The following is a 12,509-nucleotide window of genomic DNA, read 5'->3' as shown; positions in this document are numbered from 1 at the left end:
CGCTGTGTTTTTTAATATTATAAAAGTTTATTCAGCAGCAGGGAGGGTTTTCAAAAGGCCCAGTCGAACCCTTTAAATGATGGTATTAAGATTGGAGGGATTGAGTATGGCAGAAGATTATCCAGTTTTAAAGGGGGCGGAACCCTTTTATTTTGAAGGGAGTTCAGTAGGTATATTGGTATCGCATGGTTTCACTGGTTCTACACAGAGTATGCGGCCGCTTGGCGAGGCATTCGCTGCTGCGGGATATACTGTTTGCGGACCGCGATTGAAGGGGCACGGAACCCATTATGAGGACATGGAACAAACAACCTATCAGGATTGGATTGCTTCGGTAGAAGAAGGGTTTCAGTGGCTAAAAGAACGATGTGATAAGATTTTTGTAACTGGACTGTCAATGGGAGGAACGCTGACTTTATACATGGCTGAAAAATACCCTGAAATCAGGGGAATTGTCCTGATCAATGCGGCTATTGATATTCCGGCAATGGAGCCGGTCCTTCAGTTGGAAGGAACTAGATTCCTGGATGCCATTGGTTCCGACATCAAGAAGCCAGGAGTTGTAGAGCTTGCCTATGAAAAAACCCCGGTTCAATCCATTAAAGAGATATTGCCTTTTATGAAAGCTGTAAAAGAAAATCTCTCAAAAGTTTCTTGTCCAGCCTTAATTTTCGTTTCGGATGAGGACCATGTTGTCCCGCCAGATAACTCGCAAAGAATCTATAATGATATCAGCTCGGAAATAAAAGAGGTCCTTCGTCTTAAAGAGAGCTATCATGTGGCTACACTTGATAACGACCAGCAAATGATCATCGATAACACACTGGCATTCATAAAAAAAATTAGTTGATATCTGATTTGCTTCTTCGAGGCTTGCGGAGTTCTTCCGCAAGCCTTTTATAGGTACAATCAATAAATCCACTCATGACTCTGAATAAGAGCTTTTTTTCTCACCTCTTAGCCAGCTTCGCATGCACAGCCATGCAATTAAACTTAAAATCACCAATAAACTTTCCAAAGAAAAGATGTACCATGGGTAGGGGCCGAGTAAGTCCATGAAGCTTGGACTCTTCGGTTTATGGCGCAAAAACCAGTAATTTCCGTCAGCTGTCTTATTAATGAACAGGATAGCTGGCAGCAGCAGGTTTATAAAGAGAACTACTTTTATGACTGAACTGAAAGTAGGATAAAAACCTTTAGCCCATAAAAAATACAGAGTCACCCAAACAATCATCATATGGGCATAGAAAAAGTGGAAAAATCGGAAGTGGGGAAAATCATAGGTTAATGCAGGTGTTATTATAGCTTGTGTTGCCCCTAATAAAGCAATGAAAAATAAAAGCTCAAACAGTATTTTTTTCCTGGTCAGTAATAAACCGATCGCGAGCAAAAGCCCGATATTGCATAATTCCAGCGGCATTGACCGTCCAAATTTCCAGACAGCATGCTTGTACATCCAAAGATGGTTGGTGATCTCGATCAATATTAATGATAGGGCTGTGGCCAGCTCGGCTTTCCTCCATCGCTTATCACTTAATTTCTTTCGATGAATGAAAATGAAAGTGCTAATGAAAAAAAAGATAGTCAGAGTCACAAAATGACTCAAAGAAAACATGTCAAAGGTAAAAGCTTTATTGCTATGACCAAACCACTCCATGCTGCCACCTCTAGTCTGTAATAGAACAAACATAAGTTATCCTTTTTCGGTGATTTTTATGTAGGCCAGGAGCATTAACTTGCCCTCATCGTTAACGAGAGTAAGGTGAGCTGTTAGAATGATGAAAAAAGTGAAACCAAACATTGCTTGATGCGTAAATGTAATATAGCTTAAAAAAGGGAGATGGATTACATGAAAGGAAATGGCTGTATTAAATGCGGAAGCAGAGATGCAGGGCAGAAAGATGTGGCAATGACCGGAACAGGCTTATCTAAGATGTTTGATATCCAGAATAATCAATTCACCGTCGTTTACTGCAAGAATTGCGGATACTCAGAGTTCTATAATAAGAATGCATCTGCTGGCTCTAATATCCTTGATTTCTTTTTTGGAGGCTGACCAGTGCAAATACAAAAATCCCGCCTGTTAACAGGCGGGATTTTTGTATTTTAACAATTTTCTACGTCGATGTCATTGAATGGCCACCAGAAGAACCCGTCTTGCTCAAGCAGTTTGTCTGCTGCATCGGGACCCATTGAACCTGATGCGTAGTTCGGGAATGACGGTTCCTTCGTGTTTTCCCAGACTTTTGAAATATTATCAACGAAACTCCACGATAATGCGACTTCATCCCAATGCGTGAAGTTTGTAGCATCACCGCGCAATGAATCATACAGCAGTTTTTCATAAGCTTCCGGCGTATTCAGTCCGTCAATGCCTTTATTGGCGTAATTCAATTTCACAGGAGTAGCATCTCCCTGGCCGGATTTCTTTGCATTCAGATGGAGCGTGATCCCTTCTTCGGGCTGGATATGAATCACAAGCAAATTGGGATTGACGGTCTTTTCTGGCTGATAATACAGATCCATCGGGATATCTTTGAATTGAATCACGATTTTTGTGGACTTGGCCTTCATCCTTTTTCCAGTACGGATATAGAATGGAACTCCAGCCCAGCGGAAGTTATCAATCATTAGCTTTCCAGCTACAAATGTTTCTGTATTGGATTCAGGATCAACCATCTCTTCCTGGCGGTAAGCAGGTACTTCTTTTTCGTTCATGACGCCTTTGTCATACTGTCCGCGAACAAAGTATTCATTGACCTCACCGTCCTTTATTGGGCGGAGGGCACGGAAAACTCTAACTTTTTCCGAACGGATTTCATCAGTCGTCAGCTTGATCGGCGGCTCCATCGCTAGCAAGGAAACCATTTGCAGCATATGGTTCTGGACCATGTCCCTTAGTGCACCGCTTTTCTCGTAATATCGCCCGCGTTCTTCGACTCCAAGAGTTTCGCTGGATGTCACCTGGATATTTGAAATGTAGCGGTTATTCCAGAGTGGTTCAAACATCGCATTCGCGAAACGGATGACTTCGATATTTTGGACCATTTCTTTTCCAAGGTAGTGGTCAATCCGGTAAATTTCATCTTCTGTAAAAGCGGTCCGGATTTGCTTGTTCAATACTTTGGCTGACTCAAGATCATGTCCGAACGGCTTCTCAATGACCAGGCGCTTGAAGCCGGAAACATCGGTAAGCTTATCCTTCTTTAAGTGCTCGGCAATTGTCCCAAAGAATTCTGGTGCCATTGCCAGATAAAAAATCCTATTGCCGTTAAGTCCATAGTGGCTGTCCAATTCTTCCGAAAGCTTTCCCAGGGCAAGATAAGAACTAGAATCAGTTACATCATGGGAATGATAATAAAACTTGGAGACAAACTCGTCGAGATCGGCCTTTGGATCTGTCTCCCCATTCTCCTTAACAGACTCTTTTACCTTAAGCTGGAATTCTTCATTTGAAAGTGCTCGGCGGGCAACGCCAACGACCGCGAATCTGTCCAGTTTTCCTTTTTCAAACAAATTATAGAGGGAAGGAAACAATTTACGGTTTGCCAGGTCTCCCGTAGCTCCGAAGATCATAATTAAAGCTGTTGGTTTTTCGGTATGTGCCACAATATAGAACCTCTCTTTTATGTGAATTTAAATGTATGTAAAAAAACACTCTACAAATACAAAATTTTATCTGTTTCGAGAACAATTAGCAACTGTTTGAACTGTACTTAGTTTTGTTCCAATTAAGTGGAACTATCCCTTTCTGTTCAAATCCGGTGTTTGTTTTAGAGGAATAATGGCAGTTGTGATATATTGAAAGGAATAATGAACCTGCCTGCCAGGATTGCAGGCGTTTTGTACGGGAGGATGTTAGGATTATGGATGTGTTTTTTCTTGGAACAGGTGCGGGTGTACCGGCCAAGCTGAGGAATGTGACGTCAATCGCATTGAAATTGCTGGAGGAGCGCGGAGCTGTCTGGCTGTTCGATTGTGGCGAAGCAACTCAGCATCAAATTCTACATACTAGCTTAAAGCCGCGCAGGATCGAGAAAATATTCATCACCCACCTGCATGGAGACCATATTTATGGCTTGCCAGGACTGCTGTCCAGCCGTTCCTTCCAGGGAGGGGAATCGATGGTTACCGTTTATGGACCTCCCGGGATTAAAGAGTATATTGAGGTATCTTTGAAAATTAGTAAATCCTACTTGAAATATCCGATTGAAATCATCGAGCTGGAAGAAGGCGTAATCTTTGAAGATGAACAGTTCATCGTAGAAGCAAAGCTACTGGAGCATGGAATTCCTTCGTATGGGTATAGAGTAATGGAAAAAGACCGTCCGGGCACTCTTCTTGCAGACAAGCTCCAGGCAGCGGGAGTTAAACCAGGGCCTGATTACCGGAAAATCAAGAATGGTGAAGAAATCCTGCTTGATGATGGAAGTGTCATCAACCCTGTGGATTTCGTCGGTCCGCCGCAAAAAGGCAGAGTTGTTACGATTCTGGGTGATACAAGAGTGTGTGAAAATGCTGCATTGCTTGCGCAAAATGCAGACCTTCTCGTCCATGAAGCAACTTTTTCAGCAGATGAAGGCACACTTGCTTATGAATATTTTCATTCGACCACTCTGCAGGCTGCAGAAACAGCATTGAATGCCGATGTGAAACAGCTTTGCCTGACCCATATTAGCTCCAGATATGACCGGAATGACTGGCAGGAGCTTGAAGCGGAAGCTCGAACCGTGTTTGCCAATACGGTAGTCGCGGAAGATTTTATGGAAATCTCCGTTTCTTATGACCATGACTGAGTGAAGGGGTGTTATGTATGAAAACAATCTATCTTGTACGACATGCAAGTGCTGCCGGACAGCCTGTTGAATCTCCCCTGACTGAACAGGGCAGGAAACAGGCACTGGCGCTCGTTGACTTTTTCAAGCAAAAAGAAATAGACATCATCTATTCAAGTCCTTTTAAAAGAGCGATCGATACAATCAGACCACTTTCTGATTCAAGAGGAATAAGTGTTCAACAAGATGAACGACTCGGAGAAAGAGTGCTCAGCACGGTCAACCTTGAGGACTGGCGGGATAAATTAAAGCAAAGCTTTGAAGACTTCGAGCTTGTATTTGAAGGTGGGGAGTCCCATTCAACGGCGATGAATCGCGCGAAATCGCTTTTAGAGGATGTATTATGCTCAGAACATGACCATATTTTACTGGTCAGCCATGGCAACATGACCACACTGCTCATGAGGTATTTCAATGAGAGCTTCGGATACGACTGCTTGATGGAAATGACGAACCCGGATGTTTTCGAACTTGTCGTTTCTAGTGAAAAAACAATGCTTAATCGAATATGGGATGATAGAATTTAAGTTTTTATATGGCTCAGTATTCCTTTGGTGTAGATTTGTGTATTCATAAGCGGAGCATTTCCGGCTATTGTATATAGAGGCCGCTTTTGAAGCAGTAAGGCGGAGATATTCCGGTTACTTGCTATAAATAAGACAAAATCCAATGATTTTGATTAAATAAACGGAAAAACGCCCCTTATTTTTCATAAAATAAGGGCCTTTTCCAATTAAGCGGAATCTCTCCGTTTATTTTTCGTACACTGTGAAATCAACATTCAGTTTTCACAGCGCCTAGGGTTTAAGGTAGGAACCTAAGTGGTGGACATCTAAAACTGGGAAATCTCCTGGTTTTTTTATTTTTGTTTGACAATCAAACATTCATTTGAATAAGATATAATCAAATGAACATTTGAATGAGTGAGGTGAGCAACTTGAAGGAGCAAGATGTCTGCCAGATCAATTGCGTCCACGATGAAAAAGTGGAGCAGGTTTCAGCAGAAGTGAAAGAACAAAATACTTCTGCAGCAGCAAAAATTTTCAAGGCTTTATCAGATGAAACAAGGATTAAAATCGCATACTCACTATATGTAGGCAACGAACTTTGTGTTTGTGATGTAGCTGCAGTCGTCAATTCGTCCACTGCTACTGCTTCTCACCATTTGAGGCTTTTGAAGAACCTTGGGCTCGCTAAATACCGCAAGGAAGGTAAGCTTGTTTATTATTCACTTGTCGATGACCATGTAAAGCAATTGATTCACCTGGCGTTTGAACATCAAAAGGAGATGGATGTGAATGACTGAAGCAGCACAATCTGGAGAGAAAACCATATACCGGGTACAGGGCTTCACCTGAGCGAGCTGTGCCGGGAAGTTCGAAGAGAACGTAAAGCACCTGGATGGTGTTTTTGATGCAAAAGTTAATTTTGGCGCTTCCAAGCTGACGGTTTACGGGAAAGCCTCGATTGAGGCCCTGGAGCATGCGGGCGCTTTTGAGAACCTGAGGCTTTATCCAGATAAAGCCGAGATTCTTCCTGAAAAAAAGAAGCCGTTCTGGCAGGAAAATTCTAAGGTACTGATCAGCCTCGTGATGATCATTGCCGCCTATTATTTTCAGTTTAATTATGGTGAAGGAAGTGTGCCCGCGATCTTTTTATTCTTAGGCGCGATTATCATAGGCGGCTTCTCCCTTTTCAAAAGTGGAATCAAGAATCTTCTCAAGCTTGATTTTGACATGAGGGCACTGATGACTGTGGCCATTATCGGTGCTGCCATCATTGGCGAATGGAGCGAGGGAGCCGTCGTCGTCATTTTATTTGCGATTAGTGAAGTGCTTGAGAGGTATTCAATGGATAAGGCGAGGGCCTCGATCCGTTCGTTAATGGATATCGCCCCAAAAGAAGCGCTAGTTCGCCGGAATGGCAGGGAATACAGTGTTCATGTAAATGAGATACAAGTCGGCGATATCATGATTGTAAAACCTGGTGAAAAAATTGCGATGGATGGTGAAGTCGTTGCTGGTTCATCGGCTGTCAATCAGGCGGCAATTACAGGTGAATCTGTACCAGCATATAAGAAGATAGGCGATGAGGTGTTTGCCGGGACACTGAATGGGGAGGGTCTCATCGAAGTTGAAATCACTAAACTGGTCGATGATACAACGATTGCCAAAATCATTCACCTTGTCGAAGAGGCACAGGCGGAAAAGGCACCTTCGCAGGCTTTCGTGGACCGGTTCGCAAAGTATTATACACCGATTATTATCTTGGTTGCCTTCCTGGTTGCGATTGTACCGCCGCTTTTGTTTAATGCAGATTGGAGTGATTGGATCTATCAGGGGCTGGCTGTCCTTGTTGTCGGCTGCCCATGCGCACTCGTGATTTCGACACCGGTGTCTATCGTGACCGCGATTGGCAATGCGGCTAAAAATGGTGTATTGGTTAAGGGCGGAGTCTATTTGGAAGAAATGGGCATGCTCAAAGCAGTTGCCTTTGATAAAACCGGGACGCTGACTAAAGGTATTCCAGCAGTTACTGACTTCGAGATGCTTGCATCTGCAGACCACACCGAGCTTTTATCAGTGGTGGCAGCTGTTGAAAACAAATCACAACATCCGCTTGCTGCTGCAATCGTCCGCAAGGCAGAAACGGAAGGAGTTCTTTTCAGGGAAAAGCAGGTTGAAGATTTCACTTCGGTAACTGGTAAAGGGATAAAAGCTGTTGTTGACGGAGTCAGGTATCATGTTGGCAGCCCTAAATACCTTGAGGAAATAGTGGATGGGGGAATACCATCTGCTGTCTCTGAAAAAATTGCTGGTATGCAATCGGAAGGGAAAACCGTTATGGTAGTAGGCTCACAAACCAGCTTGCTTGCGTTAATTGCGGTTGCCGATGAAGTGAGAGAGTCAAGCAAGGAAGTGGTATCTCGTCTGCACGAGCTTGGCGTTGAAAAAACAATCATGCTGACAGGGGACAATAAAGGGACTGCCCGGGCAATTGGCAGCCAGGCAGGCGTGTCGGATATCCAGTCCGATTTGCTTCCTGAAGAGAAGTTGAATTTCATAAAGGCTTTACAGAAAAACCATGGGAAAGTCGCGATGGTTGGTGACGGGATCAATGATGCGCCGGCACTTGCCGCAGCTACAGTCGGTGTCGCAATGGGCGGAGCTGGAACCGATACTGCACTCGAAACCGCTGATATCGCCTTGATGGCAGATGATTTGAAAAAACTGCCGTTCACAATAAAATTAAGCCGCAAAACACTGGCTATTATCAAGCAAAACATTGCTTTTTCAATTGGCGTGAAATTGCTGGCCCTGCTGCTTGTCATTCCTGGCTGGCTCACCCTGTGGATCGCGATTTTCGCAGATATGGGAGCGACCTTGATTGTCACTCTGAATGGCTTGAGGCTTTTGAGAGTCAAAGATAAATAGATGTAGCACATACTGATTCTGGCTGGAGGATTCCCATGAATAATTCCTGGAATAAGCTCATTTACAAAGGCTGGGCCCCGATCTACGACAGATTCTTCAATGCTGGCCCTTTTTCGAAAGCAAGGGACATACTGTTCAACGAAATCCAGTTCCGTCCGGGGGACAGGGTGCTGTTCGTAGGTGTAGGCACTGGGGCAGATATCGAGAGATTGCCATATGACCAATTGGAGATTACGGCAATCGATTACTCTGAGGATATGCTGCAGAGAGCAAAAGATAAATTCAGGGATTCTTCGATAACCTTTTTAAAAATGGATGCCCAACAGCTTGAATTTGACGTTTCATCTTTCGATTATGTGATCGGAAGCTTGATATTATCAGTAGTACCCGACAGCAAAAAGGCATTTGGCGAAATGATCAGAGTTTGCCGCAGGGAAGGTCTGGTGGTCATTTTCGATAAATTTGCACAGCCTGGCAAAGAACTTTCATATGTTAAAAAAGCGTTTAGAAATGTGATTAAACTGCTTGGCACGGACATCGGTGTATCTTTTGAGGAAATCAGCTCAACAGAAACAGCCAGAGTTAAGCGGATTTCAGATGAAGGGGTCATGTTCGGAGATATGTACCGGAGAATATTGCTGGAGAAAGTCTGTTAAAAGAATGATTTCATAGAAAAAGAGGCTGTTTGAATGACAGCCTCTTTTTCTATATTGATGGTTCTATCTTAAAAAATCCATCCTCGTTCATATTGCTTAGGTGATTCAATGCTTGTGCCGAGCTCTTTTGCTGCTGTCCTTGGCCAGTATGGATCGCGCAGCAGTTCGCGTGCGATGAAAATTAGATCAGCGCGTTCATTTTGGAGGATTTCTTCAGCCTGGATTCCGGTGGTGATCAAACCGACCGCGCCAGTAGCCACATCGGCTTCATGTTTGATTTTTTCAGCGAATTTAACCTGGTAGCCTGGATAGGCATGGATCCTTGCAGGTACAACCGCACCTGAGCTGACATCAATCAGGTCTACTCCCAGTTCCTTGAGCGATGCACCGATTGATACATAATCATCGACAGTCAAGCCTTCTTCATGATAATCGCTTGCAGAAACCCTGACAAACAGAGGTCCATCCCAAACTGTTTTTACCTCTTCAAGGACTTCCCGAAGGAAGCGGAAGCGGTTCTCGGCAGTGCCGCCGTATTCATCTTCGCGTTTGTTCGTAAGCGGGGAGAGGAACTGGTTGATCAAATAGCCATGTGCAGCATGGATTTCGATCACATCGAAACCAGCACGTTTTGACCTCTCAGCAGCCAGCCTGAACGCCTCGACAGTTTCCTTGATTTCTTCAACCGTCATTGCCTTTGGTTCCTTATACTTTTCATCAAATGCTAAAGCAGAAGGAGCGATGATTTCATCACGCAATGCGGCTTTTCGGCCGGCGTGTGCAAGCTGGATTCCTGCTGCAGCACCGCTCTGCTTGATTTGTTGAGTCAATTTTGTCAGGCCGGGCACATGCTCATCGTTCCAGATTCCCAGGTCCTGATGCGAAATCCGGCCCTGCGGTGTGACGGCAGTTGCTTCGAGAATGACCAATCCCACCTGGCCGACAGCACGGCTCACATAGTGTGCGATATGAAAGTCTGTGACGATCCCATCTTCTTTTTCACATGAGTACATACACATCGGAGCCATGACAATCCTGTTTTTCAGTGTTAAATCCTTGATTTTATAAGGGGAAAATAATTTCTTTTCCAATCCAGAAGCCTCCTTTTATTTCGTTAACCAAAATATATTTTAAGTATAACAGGGCTTAATCAGGAAAGGAAAAATTGTACTCACCGCAATGTGTTTTTTCTTAATTCAGCCAGGGTATATTTCGTTCCGCGCCAGATGATGCCGCCTCTTTTAATAGTCAGGTAGCTGGCTCTCAGGATGGAGAAAATGAACAGCAGGGCAGTGAACGGAAGGACAAAGAACAGCCATGGTGAAAATCGAGTCATCTTCTTTGTGACCATCACATAAAGAAAAGCCAGGAATACGAGATTAACAGCACTTAAAATAGCCACAGCCTGATTTTTCGAAAAAAGAGTGAAAAAAGGAACGACTTGGGATACAAAGACACCGAATACTGAGAAGAGTACCATGCTGATCCTGTAGTGTAGGCCGGCGAAGGTGTTCTTCTCCAGGCCTCCTAATGCTTCACTCAGGCTCTGGTACCATTCTACTTCAATGAGCGTCATGGCGGTGACGATCCGCTGCTTGAGACCCAGCCGCTTTACCATCATTCCCAGCTGCAAATCATCATCAGGCCGCATCTTTATATATTCATGTGTGCCGACTTTTTCATAGGCCGACCGGGTGATCATATTGAATGCGCCGATGCCGACTCCCGTTTTCGAACGTGGATTATTGCCGAGCCATGGTCTCTTGTAATAGGAAAAGCCAAATAAGAAGAAGGCAACAAAGGCCTTCAGCCAAAAGGGCTTTGCGCTAAGATTTGGAGCAGCAGTCAAATGATCAAGGCTATGTTTCTCGAAATAGCCAACCGCTTTTGAAAAAGCCTCAGGATGATACAAGACATCAGCGTCTGTAAATAAGATAAGGTTCCCTGTCGCATGCTTATAGCCTTTATAGAGTGCGTGGTTCTTGCCAAGCCACCCTTCTGGCAAACTTTCGATGTGGATTACTTTGATTCTTGAATCGAAACTTTTCAAGCTTTCCATCACACTTCCGGTGCCATCTTCGGAGCGGTCATTGACCAGGAGCCACTCGGTGTTTTTGTAGGTTTGGTTCAGCTGCGTGCGAACGCTTTGTAAAATATGTTCTTCTTCATTCCTGGCAGCCACGATCACGCTGAGCTTTTGTCCTTGCTCAACAGCCTCGGCCTTTTCGAGTGGATCCATTTTCCTGAAACCAATCAAGGCATCGATTGTCGCTAAAATCCAAATGAGCAATGTTAAAGACAGTAAGGTTAGGATCACCATGTACACGTCCCTGTTGTTTTTCTCCATTGTAGAGAAACAGGGGACACTTTTGCAATTTTTATAGCGGGCGGTTTGCAGCTGCCAGTTGATCGCCAAGTAGGTGGCCCAGCCTTTTTGATTGAGCGGTGGCTTCCTTGATGCAGGATACGAATGCTGATTGGACGCCATGCTGCTCGAGAATGGTGATGCCTGCTTCAGTCGTGCCTCCCGGGCTGGTCACTTCAAAACGGAGCTGGGCTGGCTCCTTATCAGACTGCGTGAGCATCTCAGCTGCGCCCAGCAGCGTCTGGATAATCAGCTGCTTTGCTGTCTGCTTTTCGAGACCGATTTCAGCCGCGCTTTTTTCCATCGCTTCGACAAGGTAATAAATATAGGCAGGTCCGCTTCCTGATAGGCCTGTAACGGCATCAAGCTGGTATTCCTCTACGATCGTCGTCAGGCCAACAGTGTTAAAAAGCTCCTGCACCAGCAACTTTTGCGCTTCACTCACATGGGAGTTCACTGCCAGGGCAGTTGCCGATTTGCCAATCGCTGCCGAGGTGTTTGGCATTGCCCTAACCACAGCAAGCGATTTTTCCGCAACCGTTTCAATGGCGTCAATGGAAACTCCGGCGAGCACGGAAATGATCAGCATTCCGTCGGATAAATAAGGTTTAATCTCCTCAATCGCTCCTGCTGCATCCTTTGGTTTCATCGCCAGGACGATTGCATCAGCGTCCCTAAAAAGCACTTCATAATCATATGTCGCTTTTATTCCATATTTCTGTTCCAGTGTTTTTAATCTGTCAGTATCCTGTCTATTCGTGACCCACATTTGCTCTCCCGGAAGAAGCCCGCTTGCCCCTATTCCGGAAATCATCGCTTCTGCCATCGAACCTGCCCCAACAAAAACAAGCTTCTTCATCAAGATCGCCTCCATAATTTTTCTTCTGTTTGTTACAACTTTCACTGGAAAAACAAAAAGGCCCTTCATCCAAAAAAGGACGAAAGGCCATGCTTCCGTGGTACCACCTTCATTCACTTCCTCGGCCAGTGCCGAAAAAGTGCAGCTCAACATCCGTTAACGCCGGTTTACGTCCAGGTTTGCCTGGCAGCTCGCAAGGTAGGGTTCAACATGAAGAGGGCGGCGGAGCCTTTCAGCCGGTGGACTCCACTCTCTATCACCATTCCTGTCTACTGATCTTGCTCGAATGCTTTTTAAGATTTACGAAATTTTAATAGTGATTATGCAAGAAAGACAACCTCTATGTCAAGAGGAAAATGA

At 44.6% G+C, this 12,509-nt stretch carries 12 protein-coding genes; 7 read left to right on the top strand and 5 right to left on the bottom strand.

Annotation, left to right across the window (positions count from 1 at the left end):
• The first annotated feature begins 106 nt into the window (after positions 1 to 106).
• Positions 107 to 850, top strand: a complete 744-nt coding sequence (locus RH061_RS15665) for an alpha/beta hydrolase (protein ID WP_311071521.1) — start codon at positions 107 to 109, stop codon at positions 848 to 850.
• A 72-nt stretch (positions 851 to 922) separates the two neighbouring features.
• On the opposite strand, the gene RH061_RS15660 is transcribed toward RH061_RS15665, so the two are convergent.
• Entirely contained in the window at positions 923 to 1,615 is a 693-nt protein-coding gene (locus RH061_RS15660; RefSeq protein WP_311076425.1) for a YwaF family protein, read from the bottom strand.
• Positions 1,616 to 1,849: 234 nt separating this feature from the next.
• On the opposite strand from RH061_RS15660, the gene RH061_RS15655 reads away from it, so the two are divergent.
• Positions 1,850 to 2,056, top strand: coding sequence for a zinc ribbon domain-containing protein (locus RH061_RS15655; protein WP_311071519.1), 207 nt, complete (start codon positions 1,850 to 1,852; stop codon positions 2,054 to 2,056).
• A 50-nt stretch (positions 2,057 to 2,106) separates the two neighbouring features.
• Here RH061_RS15655 and zwf read toward each other — a convergent pair whose 3' ends face one another.
• The gene (zwf, locus tag RH061_RS15650) at positions 2,107 to 3,609 is read right to left on the bottom strand and encodes a glucose-6-phosphate dehydrogenase (RefSeq protein WP_311071517.1); all 1,503 of its coding nucleotides are present in this window, start codon (positions 3,607 to 3,609) and stop codon (positions 2,107 to 2,109) included.
• Positions 3,610 to 3,866: 257 nt separating this feature from the next.
• Between zwf and rnz the strand changes: the two genes are divergently transcribed.
• The 5 genes from rnz (at position 3,867) to RH061_RS15625 (ending at position 8,925) form a co-directional block, all read left to right on the top strand.
• Positions 3,867 to 4,796, top strand: a complete 930-nt coding sequence (rnz, locus tag RH061_RS15645) for a ribonuclease Z (RefSeq protein ID WP_311071513.1) — start codon at positions 3,867 to 3,869, stop codon at positions 4,794 to 4,796.
• A 17-nt stretch (positions 4,797 to 4,813) separates the two neighbouring features.
• Complete coding sequence (locus RH061_RS15640) at positions 4,814 to 5,362, top strand: histidine phosphatase family protein (protein ID WP_311071511.1); 549 nt, start codon at positions 4,814 to 4,816, stop codon at positions 5,360 to 5,362.
• A 410-nt stretch (positions 5,363 to 5,772) separates the two neighbouring features.
• On the top strand, positions 5,773 to 6,141 hold the full coding sequence (locus RH061_RS15635) for an ArsR/SmtB family transcription factor (protein WP_311071509.1): 369 nt from the start codon (positions 5,773 to 5,775) through the stop codon (positions 6,139 to 6,141).
• Positions 6,134 to 8,269, top strand: coding sequence for a heavy metal translocating P-type ATPase (locus tag RH061_RS15630; RefSeq protein WP_311071508.1), 2,136 nt, complete (start codon positions 6,134 to 6,136; stop codon positions 8,267 to 8,269). Before RH061_RS15635 ends, RH061_RS15630 begins: the two co-directional genes overlap by 8 nt.
• Before the next feature lie 35 nt (positions 8,270 to 8,304).
• Positions 8,305 to 8,925, top strand: a complete 621-nt coding sequence (locus RH061_RS15625; protein ID WP_311071507.1) for a class I SAM-dependent methyltransferase — start codon at positions 8,305 to 8,307, stop codon at positions 8,923 to 8,925.
• Positions 8,926 to 8,993: 68 nt separating this feature from the next.
• On the opposite strand, the gene namA is transcribed toward RH061_RS15625, so the two are convergent.
• The 3 genes from namA to proC form a co-directional block, all read right to left on the bottom strand.
• Positions 8,994 to 10,016, bottom strand: a complete 1,023-nt coding sequence (namA, locus tag RH061_RS15620; RefSeq protein WP_311071506.1) for an NADPH dehydrogenase NamA — start codon at positions 10,014 to 10,016, stop codon at positions 8,994 to 8,996.
• Between the two features lie 80 nt (positions 10,017 to 10,096).
• Entirely contained in the window at positions 10,097 to 11,245 is a 1,149-nt protein-coding gene (locus RH061_RS15615; protein WP_311071503.1) for a glycosyltransferase family 2 protein, read from the bottom strand.
• Between the two features lie 58 nt (positions 11,246 to 11,303).
• On the bottom strand, positions 11,304 to 12,149 hold the full coding sequence (proC, locus tag RH061_RS15610) for a pyrroline-5-carboxylate reductase (RefSeq protein WP_311071501.1): 846 nt from the start codon (positions 12,147 to 12,149) through the stop codon (positions 11,304 to 11,306).
• Between the last annotated feature and the right edge of the window lie 360 nt (positions 12,150 to 12,509).

Origin of the sequence: Mesobacillus jeotgali (assembly GCF_031759225.1) — a bacterium.
Taxonomy (GTDB): domain Bacteria; phylum Bacillota; class Bacilli; order Bacillales; family Cytobacillaceae; genus Mesobacillus; species Mesobacillus jeotgali_B.
Note: the sequence above shows the minus strand (reverse complement) of the source record. Positions and strands in the feature narration are given on the sequence as shown.

Excerpts from the sequence above, each read along its gene's own strand:
- RH061_RS15665 (WP_311071521.1), top strand. The coding sequence starts at position 107 with ATGGCAGAAGATTATCCAGTTTTAAAGGGGGCGGAACCCTTTTATTTT.
- RH061_RS15660 (WP_311076425.1), bottom strand. The coding sequence starts at position 1,615 with ATGTTTTCTTTGAGTCATTTTGTGACTCTGACTATCTTTTTTTTCATT.
- RH061_RS15655 (WP_311071519.1), top strand. The coding sequence starts at position 1,850 with ATGAAAGGAAATGGCTGTATTAAATGCGGAAGCAGAGATGCAGGGCAG.
- rnz (WP_311071513.1), top strand. The coding sequence starts at position 3,867 with ATGGATGTGTTTTTTCTTGGAACAGGTGCGGGTGTACCGGCCAAGCTG.
- RH061_RS15640 (WP_311071511.1), top strand. The coding sequence starts at position 4,814 with ATGAAAACAATCTATCTTGTACGACATGCAAGTGCTGCCGGACAGCCT.
- RH061_RS15625 (WP_311071507.1), top strand. The coding sequence starts at position 8,305 with ATGAATAATTCCTGGAATAAGCTCATTTACAAAGGCTGGGCCCCGATC.
- RH061_RS15615 (WP_311071503.1), bottom strand. The coding sequence starts at position 11,245 with ATGGTGATCCTAACCTTACTGTCTTTAACATTGCTCATTTGGATTTTA.
- proC (WP_311071501.1), bottom strand. The coding sequence starts at position 12,149 with ATGAAGAAGCTTGTTTTTGTTGGGGCAGGTTCGATGGCAGAAGCGATG.